Source organism: Micromonospora sp. B006 (genome assembly GCF_003408515.1).
Classification (GTDB): Bacteria; Actinomycetota; Actinomycetes; order Mycobacteriales; family Micromonosporaceae; genus Micromonospora; species Micromonospora echinospora_A.
Genome location: NZ_CP030865.1, coordinates 1,302,579 through 1,318,766, shown reverse-complemented (window position 1 = coordinate 1,318,766; position 16,188 = coordinate 1,302,579). Strand labels below are relative to the sequence as shown.

Here is a 16,188-nt window from a genome sequence, read left to right as displayed (position 1 = left end):
CTCAGCATGGACGGCCACGACAACGAAGAGCACCGCGCGGGGGACGAGACGTCACCCGTGCGGGGGCGTGCCCGCCGCTGGGCGGACTGGCGGCCCGGTCACGGGCTGCGCCGGCTGGGTGTCGTACTGGCCCTGCTCGCGGTCACGCTCGGCGGCATCGTGGTCGGCACGTACGCGGGCGGCCACATCGGCACCGACATCGGCCCGTTCCGGGCCGAGCTGAAGCTCAGCCCGTCGCTGAGCGGCGGCACCACAGTCGACATCCCGCCGCTGGGCGCGCTGCTGCTGGACAGCCACGACGGGCCGGCGTACCTGACCGTCGAGGTGGGCGCGCTCGACCAGGGGCGCACCGAGGCGCTGATCGACGACCCGGCCAGCATCAGCCGGGCCAGCCAGTCGGCGGTGCAGGACGTCCGCGACGGCGTGATGCGGCTCGGGCTGCGTACGCTCGCCTCGGCGGTGCTGGCCACGCTGATCCTGGCCGCGCTGGTCTTCCGCGACGTCCGCCGTACCGCCTGGGCCGGCGGCATGGCGCTCGTCATCACCGCCGGCAGCCTCGGGGTGGCCGCGAGCACGCTGCGCCCGCAGGCGATCGAGGAGCCGCGGTACGAGGGCCTGCTGGTCAACGCGCCCGCGATCGTGGGTGACGCGCGGCGGATCGCCAACGACTACACCAAGTACGCCGAGCAGTTGCAGCGGCTGGTCGGCAACGTCAGCAAGCTGTACACCACGGTCTCCGCGCTGCCGGTGGTGCAGCCGTCGCCCGGCACCACCCGGGTGCTGCACGTGTCGGACATGCACCTCAACCCGACCGGCTGGCAGCTGATCCGTACCGTGGTCGAGCAGTTCGGCATCGACGTGGTCATCGACACCGGCGACATGACCGACTGGGGCAGCGAGCCGGAGGCGTCCTTCGTCGGCTCGATCGGCCTGCTCAAGAAGCCGTACGTGTTCATCCGCGGCAACCACGACTCGCCCCGCACCGCCGCCGCGGTGGCCCAGCAGCCGAACGCGACAGTGCTGAACAACTCGATCACGACGGTGGCCGGGCTGACCATCGCCGGCATCGGCGACCCCCGCTTCACCCCGGACAAGGAGACCTCGCCGGCCGGCAGCGGCCTCACCGCCGCTGTCGCGGACCAGGTGATCGGCGCCGGCGAACAGCTCGCCGCCACGATCGAGAAGTCGCCGCGCAAGGTGGACATCGCGCTGGTGCACGACCCCGCCTCGGCCGGTCCGCTCTCCGGCACCTGCCCGCTGGTGCTCTCCGGGCACACCCACTCCCGGCAGGTGTCGAAGCTGCCGGAGGTGCCCGGCGAGCAGCCGACCACGCTCATGGTGGAGGGCTCGACCGGCGGGGCCGGGCTGCGCGGCCTGGAGGGCGAGAAGCCGACCCCGCTGACCATGACGGTGCTCTACTTCGACCAGCAGAAGCTGCTCCAGGCCTACGACGAGATCACCGTGGGCGGGACCGGGCAGTCGCAGGTCAACCTGGAGCGGCACGTCATCCGCGACCCGGCCAAGGGCGACCAGGTGCCGGTCACCCCGACCCCGACCCGCGGCCCCTCGGGCTCGCCGTCGCCGAGCACCCTCACCCCGAGCCCCACGACGACCCGCTGACCCCGACGGGGCGCGGGTGTCGGCGGGTCAGCGCAGCGCGATCGCGGCCAGCGCGGCGTTGACGATGCTGCCCGGCAGCAGGTCGTGCAGCTCGTACAGCTCCCGGACGCTGCCGGACTGGCCGAACTCGTCCACGCCGAGCGGCACCGCCGGGGCGCCGACCGCCGAGCCGAGCCAGGCCATCGCGTGCGACGCCGCGTCGTGCACGGTGACCACCGGCACCCGGTCGGCGAACGCCGACCGCAGCGCGCCCGGCACGCTCGGCACTGTCGCGGTCCGCACACCCTGGCGCAGGGTCCGCTGCCACGCCCGGTAGAGGCGGTCCAGGCTGGTCACGTCCACCACGTGCGCGGCCACGCCCTCCTCCGCCAGCTCCGCGGCGGCCGCGAGCACCTCCGGCAGCACCGCGCCGGAGGCGGCGAGCTGCACGACCGGGGCATCAGCCAGATCGGGGTACGCCTGGTGCGCGTCCACGAGCCGGTACGCGCCGGCCACCACCTGCCGCCGCAGCACCGCGTCCCCGAGCCGGGTCCGGGCCGCCTCGAACGGCGCCTGGTCGATCGGCCGGGTGCTGAGCCGGAAGTAGTACGCCCCGTCCTCGGCGGGCGCGGCGGTGGCGGCGGGCGCGGCACCACCGGCGATCTGCCCGAGCGCGTCGCAGAGCAGCCAGTCGAGGCTGCCGGCGTACGCGGGCTCCAGGAACGTCACCCCCGGCAGCTCCAGGCCGACCGAGGCGGTGATGGTGGACTGGTGCGCGCCGCCCTCGGGCGCCAGCGTGATGCCGGACGGGGTGCCGGCCACCACGAACCGCGAGCCGGAGTACGTGCCGTAGAGGAACGCGTCGAGACCGCGCAGCACGAACGGGTCGTAGACGGTGCCCACCGGCAGCAGCGGCTGGCCGGACAGGTCCCACGACAGGCCGAGCTGGCCCAGCAGCAGGAACAGGTTCATCTCCGAGATGCCCAGCTCGATGTGCTGCCCGGCGGGGCTCTCGGTCCAGCGCAGCATCCGGTCCTCGGTCCAGGAACGCTGCTCGGTGGGGGCGAAGACACCGGTCTTGTTGATGAACCCGGCCAGGTTCGTCGAGGTCGCCACGTCCGGGGCGGTGGTCACCAGGTAGGGCGCCACCTGCGGATCGCGGGCCAGGTCGACAAGCACCCGCCCGAAGACCTCCTGGGTGGAGACGGGCTTGTTCGCGCGTACCCGCGTGGTTTCCGGAACGGTGACGCCCAGCGCCCGCTCGCGCGGCGCGCGGGACAGCGCCTCCCGGCGCTCGCCGGCCCGGATGCCGGCCGGGGACGCCGGGTCGAGGCGGTCCCACTCGGTCTCCGGGGTCAGGCCGTTCGCGGCGCGCAGCGCGTCGACCTGCTCGGTGGTGAGCAGCGCCGAGTGGTTGCGCGGGTTGCCGGCGATCGGCAGGCCCCAGCCCTTGACCGTGTACGCGAACACGACGCTGGGCCGGTCGGTGACCGCGTCGCACTGGGCGTACGCGTCGAGCATGGCCTGCGTGTCGTGCCCGCCCAGGTCGGTGACGAGCGGGCCCAGCTCGTCGTCGCCGATGTCGGCGACGAACGCGGCGACCTCGGCCGGCGCGCCGTCCAGGAACTGCTTGCGCAGCGCCGGCCCGGCCAGCCCGAACAGCGACTGGTACTGCTCGTTGGGCATCCGGTCGATCCAGTCGCGCAGCGCCGCGCCGCCCGGCCGGGTGTACGCCTCGGCGAGCCTCCGGCCGTACTTGACCTCCACCACGTGCCAGCCGGCCGCCTCGAACTGGCCGCGCCACTGGTTGATCCGGATGCCGGGGACCACCCGGTCCAGCGACTGCCGGTTGAAGTCGACGAGCCACATCACGTTGCCCAGGCCGGTGGTGGCCGGGTCGGCGACCGCCTCCCAGATGTTGCCCTCGTCCAGTTCGGCGTCGCCGATGAGGGCGACGAACCGGGAGTGCGGGCGCGGGCCGAAGTGCGCGTCGACGTAGCGGCGCGTCACGGCGGCGAACAGCGGCGCGGCGGCGCCCAGGCCGACCGAGCCGGTGGAGAAGTCGACCTCGTCCGGGTCCTTGGTGCGCGAAGGGTACGACTGGAGGCCGCCGCGTGCCCGCAGCTTCGGCAGGTACGCCTTGTCGAGGTTGCCGAGCAGGTACTGGATGGCGTGGAACACCGGCGAGGCGTGCGGCTTCACCGCTACCCGGTCCTCGGCGTCCAGGTGGTGGAACCAGAGCGCGGTCATCGCCGTGACCAGGGACGCGCTGGACGCCTGGTGGCCGCCGACCTTCACCCCGTCGCCGGTGTCGCGGTCGTGGTTGGCCGCGTCGACGATGCGGGTGGCGAGCCAGAGCACCCGGCGCTGGATCTCGTCGAGGACGTCGGTGTTCACGGTTTCTCCATCCGGGCGTCGCCGTTGACGCCCACTGAGTGGGGGTGAGGCGTTAGGAAGGGCCCCTTCCCATGCACCAGGCGTTAAGAAGGGGCCCTTCCTTACTCATCAGGCGCCGAGGCGCGCCAGGATCAGCTCGCGGACCGTCTTCGCGTCCGCCTGGCCGCGGGTGGTCTTCATGACCGCGCCGACCAGCGCGCCGGCCGCCGCGACCTTGCCGCTGCGGATCTTGTCGGCGACGTCCGGGTTGGCGGCGATCGCCTCGTCCACGGCCGCGGTGAGCGCGCCGGTGTCCGAGACGACCTCCAGGTTGCGGTTGGTCATGATCTCGGTCGGCGAGCCCTCGCCGGCCACCACGCCCTCCAGCACGGTACGGGCCAGCTTGTCGTTGAGCTTGCCGGCGTCGACCAGGCTCTGCAGCTCGGCGACCTGGGCCGGGGTCGCGCCCACGTCGGCCAGTTCCACGCCGGTCTCGTTGGCGCGGCGGGACAGCTCGCCCAGCCACCACTTGCGGGCGGCCGCAGGGGTGGCGCCGGCGGCGACCGTCGCCTCGATCAGCTCGACCGCGCCGGCGTTGACCACGGACTGCATGTCGAGGTCGGACAGGCCCCAGTCCTGCTGGATCCGCTTGCGGCGCAGCCGCGGCAGCTCCGGCAGGGCGGCCTTCAGCTCGGCCACCCACGCGGTGTCCGGGGCGAGCGGCACCAGGTCCGGCTCCGGGAAGTAGCGGTAGTCGGTGGCGGTCTCCTTGGACCGGCCCGACGTGGTGTCGCCGGTGTCCTCGTGGAAGTGCCGGGTCTCCTGGGTGATCCGGCCGCCCGCCTCCAGCACCGACGCCTGCCGCAGCATCTCCGAGCGGACCGCCCGCTCGACCGAGCGCAGCGAGTTGACGTTCTTGGTCTCGGTGCGGGTGCCCCACTCCTCGCCCGGCCGGTTCAGCGACGTGTTGACGTCGCAGCGCAGCGAGCCCTCCTCCATCCGCACGTCGGAGACGCCGAGCGAGCGGATCACGTCGCGCAGCTCGGCGACGTACGCGCGGGCGACCTCGGGCGCGAGCGCGCCGGTGCCGGGGATGGGCTTGGTGACGATCTCGACCAGAGGGATGCCGGCCCGGTTGTAGTCGACGAGCGACTCGGTGGCGCCGTGGATGCGGCCGGTGGCGCCGCCGACGTGCAGCGTCTTGCCGGTGTCCTCCTCCAGGTGCACCCGCTCGATGCCGATGCGCACCAGCTCGCCGTTCACCTCGACGTCCAGGTAGCCGTCGAAGCACAGCGGCTCGTCGTACTGGCTGATCTGGAAGTTCTTCGGCATGTCCGGGTAGAAGTAGTTCTTCCGGGCGAACCGGCACCATTCGGCGATCGAGCAGTTCAGCGCGAGCCCGATCCGGATGGTCGCCTCGATGGCGGCCTTGTTCGCCACCGGCAGCGAGCCGGGCAGACCGAGGCAGACCGGGCAGACCCGGGTGTTCGGCTCGCCGCCGAAGTCGGTCGGGCAGCCGCACCACATCTTGGTGTTCGTGCCCAGCTCGACGTGGGTCTCCAGGCCGATCACCGGTTCGAAGCGCGCGACGACCTCGTCGTACGCGGGCAGCGTCGTGGTCATGAGAACTCCAGCTTTGCAGGCGGTAGCCGGCCCACGGCGGCATCCGGACACAACGCCGCCAAGCCTACCGCTCCGCCTACCCGGGCTCGGGCGGGCGTCACTCCGGTGCGGTGAAGCTTCGCCGACGGTTGTAGGCCAGCACGAGCAGGATGCCACCGATGGAGAAGGCCACGACGCTCAGCAACAGCAGCACCAGCGGCGAGCCCGGGCCGGTGATCGGCAGCCACGCGCCGCTCACCTTCGACGGCGAGGCCGTCGGCAGGGGCGCGGCGCTGCTCTCCGAGGGTGTGGCGGCCGGGTCATCGGGGCTCGGCGTGGCAGTCGGGTCGGCCGGGTCGGGCGTCGAGCCGGTCGGGGACGCCGTCGGGGTGCCCGGGGTCCGGGCGGCGACGGTCAGCGACACCTGCTTCGTGGCGCTGGTGCTGTACCCCTTCGCCGCGACGGTGAAGGCGAACGTGCCGACGCTGCCCGGGGTGCCCCTGAGCCGCCCCTCCTTGTCGAGGGTGAGGCCGTCCGGCAGGGCCCCGGCGGCCAGGGAGAACGCGATGTCCGAATCACCGGCGGCGGTGAACCGGAAGGAGTAGCGCTTACCGACGGTTGCGGCGGGCGGGTCGCCGGAGGTGAACGCGGTCGCCGCCTCGGCGACGACGACCGTGGCGTCCTGCTCGTCGAAGCGGTCGTTCTTGTCGGTCATCCGCAACGTGAAGGTGTACGTGCCGGCAGTGGTCGGCGCGCCGCCGAGCGACGTACCCACCACGAGCATCCCCGGCGGCAGACTGCCCGAGGTCACCGACAACCGGTACGGCCCGGTGCCACCTGTGGCCTCGACCGTGTGGATCGCGTACACCCGGCCCAGGTACATGGGCGACCGGGGCTTGCCCGACGTGATGACGACCTTCGGTTCGCGCACCTCGATCGTCGCCGTCTGCTCGTCGAAGAGGTCGTTCTGGTCGGTCATCCGCAGCCGGAACGTGTACGTCCCCGGCGTGGTCGGCGCACCACCGAGCGACGTCCCCACCACGAGCATCCCCGGCGGCAGACTCCCCGAGGTCACCGACAACCGGTACGGCGCGGTGCCACCTGTGGCCTCGACGGTGTGGATCGCGTAGACCTGCCCGATGTACATGACCGACCGGGGCTTGCCCGAGGTGATGCTGACGGCCTCGGTGGCGGCGGTGGCCGGTTGCGCGGCGGCCGGTTGCGCGGCGGCCGGTTGCGCGGCGGCCGGTTGCGCGGCGCCCAGCAGCAACGCGACGACCATCGTCAGGGCCATGACCGGGCGAAGTGTCCCCATCGCACATCCAGCTCTCGGTCGGAACCGCTCGCGTCCGCCAGCGGGCCACAGTCCAGTCGATCCAGCAGACTCGGAGTTTATTCGACCAGTGCCAGTGACCCCTGACAATCCACTGATCGGTGATCACCGTGTCGCCGCGACGACAGACGCGCCCGGCGCGGTCGTGGTGACCGTGCCGGGCGCGTGCGGATCCCGTCAGCTCAGAGCGTCGGCGGGGTAAGCGTGCCGACGGCGCTCTCCAGCGCGGCGGCGACCCGGTACATCCGGTCGTCCGCCATGGTCGGCGCCATGATCTGGAAGCCGACCGGGAGCCCGTCGGACAGTCCGCACGGCACCGAGATCGCCGGGCCGCCGTACAGGTTCGTCGGGATGGTGAACAGGTCCGCCAGGTACATCTGGTACGGGTCGGCGGTGCGCGACCCCAGCGGGAACGCCACGAACGGCGTGGTCGGCGAGATCAGCGCGTCTACCTGCTCGAACGCGCTGGTGAAGTCCCGCGTGATGAGGGTGCGGACCTTCTGCGCCTGGCCGTAGTAGGCGTCGTAGTAGCCCGAGGAGAGCGCGTACGTGCCGATCATGATGCGGCGCTTGACCTCGGGGCCGAAGCCGGCCTCGCGGGTCAGCGACATGACCTCCTCCAGCGACCGGTTGCCGTCGTCGCCGACCCGCAGGCCGAACCGGACGCCGTCGAACCGGGCCAGGTTGGAGGAGCACTCGCTCGGCGCGATCAGGTAGTAGGCCGGCAGCGCGTACTTGAAGTGCGGGCAGGAGACCTCCACGATCTCCGCGCCCAGCTTCGCCAGCGCCTCGGCCGCGTCGCGGAACGCGGCCGACACGCCCGGCTCCGCGCCCTCGCCGGTGAACTCGGTGACCATGCCGAGCTTCACGCCGGTCAGGTCGCCGGTGGCGCCGAGGCGCGCGGCGGCCACCACGTCCGGCACCGCGGCCGGGATCGAGGTGGAGTCACGCGGGTCGTGGCCGCCGATCACCTCGTGCAGCAACGCGGCGTCCAGCACGGTACGCGCGCACGGGCCGGGCGTGTCCAGCGACGAGGAGAACGCCACCAGGCCGTAGCGGGAGGTGCCGCCGTAGGTCGGCTTCGCGCCGACGGTGCCGGTGACCGCGCCCGGCTGGCGGATCGAGCCGCCGGTGTCCGAGCCGATCGACAGCGGCGCCTCGTACGCGGCCAGCGCCGCCGCGCTGCCGCCGCCGGAACCGCCCGGGATCCGCTCCAGGTCCCACGGGTTGCGGGTCGGCCCGTACGCCGAGTACTCGGTGGAGGAGCCCATGGCGAACTCGTCCATGTTCGTCTTGCCGAGCATCACCGTGCCGGCGGCGCGCAGCCGCTCGACGATCGTCGAGTCGTACGGCGGGCGCCAGCCCTCCAGGATCTTCGACCCGACGGTGGTCGGCACGCCCTTGGTGGTGAGCACGTCCTTCACCGCTACCGGCACACCGGCGAGCGGGCCGAGTTCCTCGCCGGCCGCGCGGCGCTCGTCCACGGACCGGGCGGCGGCGAGCGCCCCCTCGGTGTCGACGTGCAGGAACGCGTGCACCCGGTCGTCGACGGCGCCGATGCGGTCCAGGTGGGCCTGGGTGACCTCGACGGCGGAGGTCTCGCCGCTCGCCACCAGCCCGGCGATCTCAACGGCACTCAGCTTGGTCAAGTCGCTCATGAGGCCACATCCTCGTCCAGGATCCGCGGGACGCGGAACCGCTGCTCCTCGGCGTCGGGGGCGCCGGACAGCGCCTCCTGCGGGGTCAGGCCCGGCCGTACGACGTCCTCGCGGAGCACGTTCGTGAGCGGCACCGAGTGGGACGTCGGCGGGATGTCCGCCGCGGCGACCTCGCCGACCTGCGCGACCGACTGGAGGATCACATCCAGCTGGCCGGCGAAGGTGTCCAACTCCTCCTCGGTGACGGCGAGCCGCGACAGTCGCGCGAGGTGCGCGACCTCCTCGCGGGAGATGGCGGCCATCGGGTGCCCCCTTCGTGGCTGTCCTGAGACGTCTGCGGTGGGCCGGCCGCGCGTACGCGATGACGCGCGGTGACCGGAGCGAGTCTATTGTCCCGCCGTCACGACGACGCCTTCGACTCCCCCTCCGCTGCCGGCCCGCCGCGGCTCCCGGCCTCCGCCGGGCGCACCGGACGGTAGCGCGACAACCAGGCCACCAGGTCCTCGGCCGGCATCGGCCGGGCGTGGAACCAGCCCTGCGCCACGTCGCACCCGGCCGCGTGCAGCAACCGCCAGGTGCGCTCGTCCTCCACGCCCTCGGCCACCACCCGCAGCCCGAGCGCGCCGGCCAGCTCGATCATCGAGCGGACGATCGCCGCGTCGTCCGGGTCGTCGGCCATCCCGAGGACGAACGAGCGGTCCACCTTCACCTCCGACAGCGGCAGCCGGCGCAGGTGCTGCAACGACGAGTAGCCGGTGCCGAAGTCGTCAAGCGCGATGCCGACGCCGATCCGGTGCAGCTGGGTGATGCTGGCCAGCACCCGCCGCGGGTCGGCCATCAGCGCGCCCTCGGTGATCTCCACCTGGAGCCGCTCCGGCGGCACCCCGTACCGGGTCAGCCGGTCGGCGATCTGGTCGGCGATCTCGCCGGTGTGCAGGTCACGGACGCTGACGTTGAGCGCGGCCCGCAGCGTGAGCCCGGCTGCCGACCACTTGGCCAGCTGCTCCACCACGTCGTCCACCACGCGGCGGGTGAGCAGCCGCATCACCGCGCTCTGCTCGGCGACCTGGATCAGCTCGCCCGGGTCGACCATGCCCCGGCGGGGGTGCCGCCACCGCAGCAGCGCCTCGACACCGACCACCTCACCGGTCGCGATGGCGATCTGCGGCTGGTAGTACATGGTGATCTCGCCCGGGTGCCCGGACTGGTCCTCCGGCTCGGCGCTCCCGTCGGCACTCGGCCCGATGACGCCGGGCGCGCCCGTGCTCACCGCGGCCTGCGCGTCGTGCCCGGTGCCGGCCTCGCGCGCGGCCTCGACGTCGTGCCCGGCGTCCGTCCCGCGCGCGGCCTCCGCGTCTGCCTCCCCGCCGTCGACCACGAGCGGCGCCACCACCGCTCCGGTGCCGCCGGAGCGGGCGGCCCGGCTGCGGATCGGGTCGGCGCCGGTGAGGATCCGCTCGATCAGGTCGTCGTCGTGCCGCTCCACGGCGCGGTCCCGGCGGCGCCGCAGCCACCGGTTCGGCCCGTCGCCCGACCGTCCGCCGCCCCGGCCGTCGTCGCGCGCCGGGCGCTGGTTGCGGGACGGCCGCTCGGCCCGGGCCGGTCGCGGAGCCGACAGCGCCGGCGTCAGGGCCGCGCCGTCACCCCCGCGTACGCCCACCGACTCCCCGCCCTGCGCGGACGGACCCGACTCCAGCACCCGGCGCAGGTCGGCCAGGAGACTCAGCCGCTCGGCCGAGTTGTGGTCGGACTCCGGCGCGTACACCGCCACCGTGTCGTTGCGGTGCTTCGCGTCGTACATGGCCACGTCGGCGTGCCGCATCAGGGTGGCGAAGTCCTCGCCGTGGTCCGGGTAGAGCGCGATGCCGATCGAGCCGCCCACGTCCAGCGGCAACCCGTCCAGCGGCACCGGCTCGGCGAGCGCGGCGACCACCCGGTCGGCCCGCTCGCGGGCCTGGTCGATGTCGGTGAGCCGGGGTACGACGATCGCGAACTCGTCACCGCCGAGCCGCGCCACCATGTCGCCCGCGCCGACCACGCCCATCAGCCGGGCGCTCACCTCGACCAGCAGACGGTCCCCCACCGCGTGCCCGAGCGCATCGTTGACGTGCTTGAACCGGTCGAGGTCGAGCAGCAGCAGGGCCAGGTGCGAGCCCGGCACGCCCCGGGCGGCCCGCTCGGCGTGCAGGTGCACCTGTTCGGCCATCTCGGTCAGCAGCGCCTTGCGGTTGGGCAGCCCGGTGAGCGGGTCCACGTCGGCGAGCTGCTCCCGCTCCACGGAGAGCCGTGCCATCCGGTAGACGGCGAACAGCGGCACCAGCACCAGCGGGATCAGCGCCGCGCTGGCCCGGGCGGCGGCCACCAGCACGGGCGCGAGCAGCAGCAGCGAGCCGGTGGCCAGCAGCTCGTAGGCCAGCCCGCTGCGCACGCTGGGCCACCAGCGGTCGCCGAACCGCAGCCGCACGGCGGAGCTGACCAGGCCGTAGTTGACCACGAACCAGGCGGCCGTCGCGCCGCCGACCGCCGCCACGTCGGTCCAGTGCAGCCGGCCGTCGCCGAACAGCTCGCCCGGGCCGATCCGGCTGACCACGTACGCGGCGGCGAGCGCGCACGCATACTGCGCGGCGTTGAAGCCGGTACGCCAGGGCGCGTACCCGAGCCGCCAGCCGCTCACCGCGACGGCCACCGCCTGCACCGCCACGGCCGGGCCGAAGCCCCAGCCGAGCAGGATGGCGAAGGTGAAGCAGGTCGACGGGAACACGGCCGAGGTCTGCCGCCGCCCGGGCGGGACGAACGGGCGGGCGTCGCAGGCGACGGCGAGCGCCGCCATGGTCCAGAACGCGGCCGGCAGCTCGGTCAACCGGTCGGCGAGCGCGACCAGCGGCCCGGCCGAGACCAGCGCCGCGACCACGCCGACCGCGCCGACGAAACCGAAGAACGGCCCGCTCCGCCCGGGCGGGACGGAGTTACGCGGGTCGCCGGTCTCCATCGCACCTCCCGGGGCAACGTCCTGGCGCGCGCCGTCACGCGCCGTACGCCAATGAAACGCCCTCCGAGGCGGTTTCCCCGACACGACAGTCACGAATCGGTCGTAGTCGTAATTAACTTGGTATCCGCCGGGCCGGTCGTCGTGACCAGGTCACTCCTCTACCCGGGCCACCTCGCGGGCCGCGTCCGGGCCGGAATCGAGCAGCACCCGGAAGCCGTCCTCGTCGAGGATCGGCAGTTTCAGGGTGGCCGCCTTGTCGGCCTTGGAGCCCGGATTGTCGCCGACCACCACGAACCCCGTCTTCTTGGACACCGAACCGGTCACCTTGCCGCCCCTGACCTGGATCGCCTCGGCGGCCTGGTCGCGGCTGAACCCGCTGAGCGTGCCGGTGACCACGACCGTGACGCCGTCGAGCGGGCGGGGCCCTTCGTCGGCGGCCTCCTCGGCCATCCGTACGCCCGCCTCGGCCCACTTGCGTACCACGTCGCGGTGCCAGTCGACGGCGAACCACTCCTTGAGGCTGGCGGCGATGGTCGGGCCGACGCCGTCCACCGAGGACAGCTCCTCCTCGCCGGCCGCCTCGATGGCGTCGATCGACCGGAAGTGCCGGGCGAGCGCCTGGGCGGCGGTCGGACCGACGTGCCGGATGGACAGCGCCACCAGCACGCGCCACAGGTCGCGTTCCTTGGCCTCGGCGAGGTTGTCGAGCAGCTTGACCGCGTTGCTGCCCAGGCTGCCGTCCTTGTTGACGAAGAACGGCGAGCGGCGCAACTGGTCGGCGTCGAGCTGGAACAGGTCGCCCTCGTTGGTGATGATCTGCGCGTCCAGCAGCGCCGCCGCGCCCTTCTCACCGAGCACCTCGATGTCGAGCACCTTGCGGCTGGCCAGGTAGAAGACACGCTCGCGGATCTGACCGGGGCAGGCCCGCCCGTTGGGGCAGCGGATGTCGACGTCGCTCTCCTTGGCCGGCGCGAGCGGCGTGCCGCAGGCCGGGCAGGTGGTCGGCATGACGAACGGGCGGGCGTCGGCCGGGCGCAGCTCGACCACCGGGCCGAGCACCTCGGGGATCACGTCGCCGGCCTTGCGCAGCACCACAGTGTCGCCGATGAGCACGCCCTTGCGCTCGACCTCGCGGGCGTTGTGCAGTGTGGCCAGCGCGACTGTGGAGCCGGCCACCCGGACCGGTTCGAGGACGGCGAACGGGGTGACCCGGCCGGTGCGCCCGACGTTGACGTCGATGTCGAGCAGCTTGGTGTTGACCTCCTCCGGCGGGTACTTGAAGGCGATCGCCCAGCGGGGGGCCCGGCTGGTCGAGCCGAGGCGGCCCTGGATGGAGACCGGGTCGACCTTGACCACCACGCCGTCGATCTCGTGCTCGACGTCGTGCCGGTGCTTGCCGTAGTAGGCGATGTAGTCAGCGACCCCGGCCAGGTCGTCCACCACCCGCCACCGGTCGCTGGTGGGCAGGCCCCACGCCTTGAGCGCGGCGTACGACTCGGACTGCGCCGTCGGCCGGAAGCCGGTGCGGGCGCCGATGCCGTGCACCACCAGGCGCAGCGGGCGGGAGGCGGTCACCCGCGGGTCCTTCTGGCGCAGGCTGCCGGCGGCGGCGTTGCGCGGGTTGGCGAACGGCGCCTTGCCCTGCTCGACCAGGCTCGCGTTGAGGTCGGCGAACGCGGCCACCGGGAAGTAGATCTCGCCGCGCACCTCGATCAGATCCGGCACGTCGGGGAACTCGTCGGCCGGGGTCAGCCGGGCCGGCACGCCCTTGATGCTGCGCACGTTCGCGGTGACGTCCTCGCCGGTGCGGCCGTCGCCCCGGGTGGCCGCGCGCACCAGCCGGCCCTTCTCGTAGGTCAGGTTGATGGCCAGCCCGTCGACCTTCAGCTCGCACAGGTAGGGCACCGGGCCGCCGGCGTCGCGCTCGACCCGCTCGGCCCAGGCGGCCAGCTCCTCGTCGGCGAAGGCGTTGTCGAGCGAGAGCATCCGCTCGGCGTGGGCGACCGGCGTGAAGTCGGTGGAGAAGGTGCCGCCGACGCGCTGGGTGGGCGAGTCGGGGGTGCGCAGCGCCGGGAACTCCGCCTCCAGCGCCTCCAGCTCCCGCAGTTGCGTGTCGAACTCCGCGTCGGTGATCGTCGGCGCGTCCAGCACGTAGTAGCGGTACTGGTGTTCGGTCAGCTCCTGACTGAGCGTGGCGTGCCGCTCCCGGGCCGCCGGGGTCGGCTCGGCCCCCGCCGCCGCCTCCTGGGCCGCGTCGGCCGCCGTGGGAACCGCTTCTTCGGACACGCCGCCGCCTTCGGACACCGCTGTCGCCTCCCGTGCTCGCGCTACCCGAGAACCGTAGCGGTCGGGGGTGACAACAGTCCGGCCACCCGCACGAGCAGGGCGAACCGGCGCGCGTCACGCCCCCGCGCGGTCCGGCCCCGGGCGTGCGACCATCGCCTCGGCGGCGCTGTGCGGGAACGGTCGGAAGGCGGGTACTGATGCGCGACGGGGTTCTCTGGGCGCTGGTGATCGTGGCCTGTGTCGCGGCCGGCTGGCTCTGGAACGAGTGGCGCCGCCGGGCGGCCGACCGTTCCGCCGGGACGCGTGGCCGGGCCGACGGGCGGCGGCCGGGCTCCGGGCGCGGTGGCCGGACCGGGCGCGGACCGGGCGACGACCGGCCCGGCAGCGACCGGCCCGGCGGCGGACGCCGCGGTGACCGGGCCGGCGCCGGCGCGCGGGCTGACCGCGGCGGCGCGCCGCCACGGCCGCGTGGGGCCGGGCGGACGGACCGGGACGAGCCCCGGCCCGGGGAGATCTGGTGGGCCGACGTGCCCTACGCCGACGGGACCGGCTCCAAGGTGCGCCCCTGCCTGGTGCTGCGGGTCGACGGTGCGGACGCCGAGGTCCTCAAGATCACCAGCCAGGACAAGTCGGACCGGGACGACCACCTGCCGATCCCGACCCGGGGCTGGGACCCGGACGCCGACCACGACAGCTACCTGGACATCAGCGAGCCGATCCCGGTGCCGCTCACCGCGTTCGCCGACCGGGCCGGCACGTGCGACCCGGCACTGTGGCGTGGTGTCCGCCGCCTGAACCACCTCACCGGCTGAGCCGGACGCCGCCACGGCGAACGACGCCTGCCACCCGCGCGGCTCGCGAGCCGGAGCGGCGGTCGAACCTCAGCGCTGCGACGCCCCCGCGTCGAGCGCGTCGGCGAGCGCGGCGAGTTGCCCGGCGTACTCGATCCGGTCCGCCCACCCGGCCGGCCAGGCGGCCATGCCGTACGCGGCTCCGGCGAACGCGCCGGCCAGCGCGGCGATGGAGTCCGAGTCACCGGCCGTGGTCGCGCCCCGGGCCAGCGCGCCGACCGGGTCGTCCGCGTGACGCAGCGCACAGAGCAGCGCTGTGGCGAGCGCCTCCTCGGCGATCCATCCCTCGCCGGTGAACCGGCACGGGTCGCCGCCGTCGTCCGGGCGGGCCAGCGCCGCCTCCAGCCGGTCGAGCACCCGCAGGCAGTCGTCCCAGCCCCGGGCGATGAACTCGGCCGCTTCGCTCTCGCCGGGCCGCTGCCACAGGTCGCCCAGCCAGTCCTCCCGGTAGACGGTGCGCTGCTCCCGCGCCCGCTCGGTGAGCAGGCCGGGCAGCTCCGGCAGCGCCGCGCCGTCGCGCAGCAGCCGGACCGCGTACGCGGTCAGCTCGCTGGCCGCCAGCCCGGTCGGGTGGCCGTGGGTGAGCCCGGCCTGGAGCTGGGCCAGGCCGGCCATGGTGTCGAGGTCGACGTCGAGCAGCCCGACCGGGGTGACCCGCATGTTCGCGCCGCAGCCCTTCGAGCCGGCGACGGTGGCCTCCTGCCAGCGGGTGCCCCGCTCCAGCTCGGCGCAGGCCCGCAGGCAGGTCATGCCCGGGGCGCGGTTGTTCTCCGGGCTGACCGACCAGTCGACGAAGCGCTGCCGCAGCAGCGGCTCCACCACCTCGGCCGTGTACGCGGGCGCCTCGTGCAGCGCCCACGCCACGGCCAGCGCCATCTGCGTGTCGTCGGTGACCAGGGCCGGGTCGCCGCTCAGCTCGCGTGGACCGTCCGGGCCGTAGCGCCGGACGATCTCGGTGACGGTCAGGAACTCGGTCGGCTTGCCCAGGGCATCGCCGTAGGCCAGGCCGAACAGCGAGCCGGCGGCACGGCCGGTGGCGGTGGAGGCGGTCACGGTGGCGATCATGCCTCCGCCGCGCAAGTGGCGGAAGATCAGTCCCAGCAGAGGCAGAACGGGTGACCGGCCGGGTCGGCGTAGACCCGGAAGCCCTCCCCCTCACCGGGCAGCCGCCGCGCGCCCAGCGCCAGCGCCGCCTTCTCGGCCGCCTCGATGTCGTCGACGGTCACGTCCAGGTGGAACTGCTGCGGCCGGGCCGGGTCGGGCCAGTCGGGGGCGCGCAGGCCGGGCGCCCGCTGGAAGGCCACCCGCGGCTGGTGCCCGGGTGGGCCGCCGAGCACCACCCACTCGTCGCCGTCGGAGTTCTCCTCCACCAGGGGCAGGCCGAGCAGCTCGGAGTAGAAGGCGGCGAGCGCGTGCGGATCGGGGCAGTCGATCACTGTGGAGCGCAGTCGTCCAATCATGCCGGTCATCGTGCCCGGCGGGTACGACGGAAAA

11 protein-coding genes are annotated in these 16,188 nt (G+C 73.7%); 2 read left to right on the top strand and 9 right to left on the bottom strand.

Going from position 1 to position 16,188, the window contains the following annotated elements:
- Window positions 1–6 precede the first annotated feature (6 nt).
- Entirely contained in the window at window positions 7–1,620 is a 1,614-nt protein-coding gene (locus MicB006_RS06435; RefSeq protein ID WP_116504516.1) for a metallophosphoesterase, read from the top strand.
- A gap of 27 nt (window positions 1,621–1,647) precedes the next feature.
- Here MicB006_RS06435 and MicB006_RS06430 read toward each other — a convergent pair whose 3' ends face one another.
- The 7 genes from MicB006_RS06430 to ligA form a co-directional block, all read right to left on the bottom strand.
- Complete coding sequence (locus tag MicB006_RS06430) at window positions 1,648–3,996, bottom strand: pyruvate dehydrogenase (protein WP_116504515.1); 2,349 nt, start codon at window positions 3,994–3,996, stop codon at window positions 1,648–1,650.
- Between the two features lie 108 nt (window positions 3,997–4,104).
- Complete coding sequence (gene gatB, locus MicB006_RS06425) at window positions 4,105–5,598, bottom strand: Asp-tRNA(Asn)/Glu-tRNA(Gln) amidotransferase subunit GatB (RefSeq protein ID WP_073830458.1); 1,494 nt, start codon at window positions 5,596–5,598, stop codon at window positions 4,105–4,107.
- Between the two features lie 97 nt (window positions 5,599–5,695).
- Window positions 5,696–6,871: a putative Ig domain-containing protein gene (locus MicB006_RS06420; RefSeq protein ID WP_225980667.1), complete on the bottom strand. Its 1,176-nt coding sequence runs from the start codon at window positions 6,869–6,871 to the stop codon at window positions 5,696–5,698.
- Between the two features lie 221 nt (window positions 6,872–7,092).
- Window positions 7,093–8,568, bottom strand: a complete 1,476-nt coding sequence (gene gatA, locus MicB006_RS06415) for an Asp-tRNA(Asn)/Glu-tRNA(Gln) amidotransferase subunit GatA (protein ID WP_116504511.1) — start codon at window positions 8,566–8,568, stop codon at window positions 7,093–7,095.
- Complete coding sequence (gene gatC / locus MicB006_RS06410; RefSeq protein ID WP_013284468.1) at window positions 8,565–8,870, bottom strand: Asp-tRNA(Asn)/Glu-tRNA(Gln) amidotransferase subunit GatC; 306 nt, start codon at window positions 8,868–8,870, stop codon at window positions 8,565–8,567. Before gatC ends, gatA begins: the two co-directional genes overlap by 4 nt.
- A gap of 98 nt (window positions 8,871–8,968) precedes the next feature.
- A complete protein-coding gene (locus MicB006_RS06405) occupies window positions 8,969–11,557 on the bottom strand; it encodes a bifunctional diguanylate cyclase/phosphodiesterase (RefSeq protein WP_116504509.1) in 2,589 nt (862 codons plus the stop codon).
- 150 nt (window positions 11,558–11,707) lie between these two features.
- Window positions 11,708–13,861, bottom strand: coding sequence for an NAD-dependent DNA ligase LigA (gene ligA / locus MicB006_RS06400; RefSeq protein WP_116504507.1), 2,154 nt, complete (start codon window positions 13,859–13,861; stop codon window positions 11,708–11,710).
- Between the two features lie 179 nt (window positions 13,862–14,040).
- On the opposite strand from ligA, the gene MicB006_RS06395 reads away from it, so the two are divergent.
- Entirely contained in the window at window positions 14,041–14,655 is a 615-nt protein-coding gene (locus tag MicB006_RS06395) for a type II toxin-antitoxin system PemK/MazF family toxin (RefSeq protein ID WP_116504505.1), read from the top strand.
- A gap of 69 nt (window positions 14,656–14,724) precedes the next feature.
- Here MicB006_RS06395 and MicB006_RS06390 read toward each other — a convergent pair whose 3' ends face one another.
- Window positions 14,725–15,759 carry an ADP-ribosylglycohydrolase family protein gene (locus MicB006_RS06390; RefSeq protein WP_116504503.1) on the bottom strand — a complete coding sequence of 345 codons (1,035 nt, stop codon included), beginning with the start codon at window positions 15,757–15,759 and terminating at the stop codon, window positions 14,725–14,727.
- 26 nt (window positions 15,760–15,785) lie between these two features.
- Window positions 15,786–16,154: a VOC family protein gene (locus tag MicB006_RS06385; protein ID WP_184682833.1), complete on the bottom strand. Its 369-nt coding sequence runs from the start codon at window positions 16,152–16,154 to the stop codon at window positions 15,786–15,788.
- Window positions 16,155–16,188: the final 34 nt, after the last annotated feature.

Bases quoted from the DNA above. Each gene is read 5' to 3' on its own strand.
- MicB006_RS06435 (WP_116504516.1), top strand. From the start codon at position 7: ATGGACGGCCACGACAACGAAGAGCACCGCGCGGGGGACGAGACGTCA.
- gatB (WP_073830458.1), bottom strand. From the start codon at position 5,598: ATGACCACGACGCTGCCCGCGTACGACGAGGTCGTCGCGCGCTTCGAA.
- MicB006_RS06420 (WP_225980667.1), bottom strand. From the start codon at position 6,871: ATGGCCCTGACGATGGTCGTCGCGTTGCTGCTGGGCGCCGCGCAACCG.
- gatA (WP_116504511.1), bottom strand. From the start codon at position 8,568: ATGAGCGACTTGACCAAGCTGAGTGCCGTTGAGATCGCCGGGCTGGTG.
- gatC (WP_013284468.1), bottom strand. From the start codon at position 8,870: ATGGCCGCCATCTCCCGCGAGGAGGTCGCGCACCTCGCGCGACTGTCG.
- MicB006_RS06405 (WP_116504509.1), bottom strand. From the start codon at position 11,557: ATGGAGACCGGCGACCCGCGTAACTCCGTCCCGCCCGGGCGGAGCGGG.
- MicB006_RS06395 (WP_116504505.1), top strand. From the start codon at position 14,041: ATGCGCGACGGGGTTCTCTGGGCGCTGGTGATCGTGGCCTGTGTCGCG.
- MicB006_RS06390 (WP_116504503.1), bottom strand. From the start codon at position 15,759: ATGATCGCCACCGTGACCGCCTCCACCGCCACCGGCCGTGCCGCCGGC.
- MicB006_RS06385 (WP_184682833.1), bottom strand. From the start codon at position 16,154: ATGATTGGACGACTGCGCTCCACAGTGATCGACTGCCCCGATCCGCAC.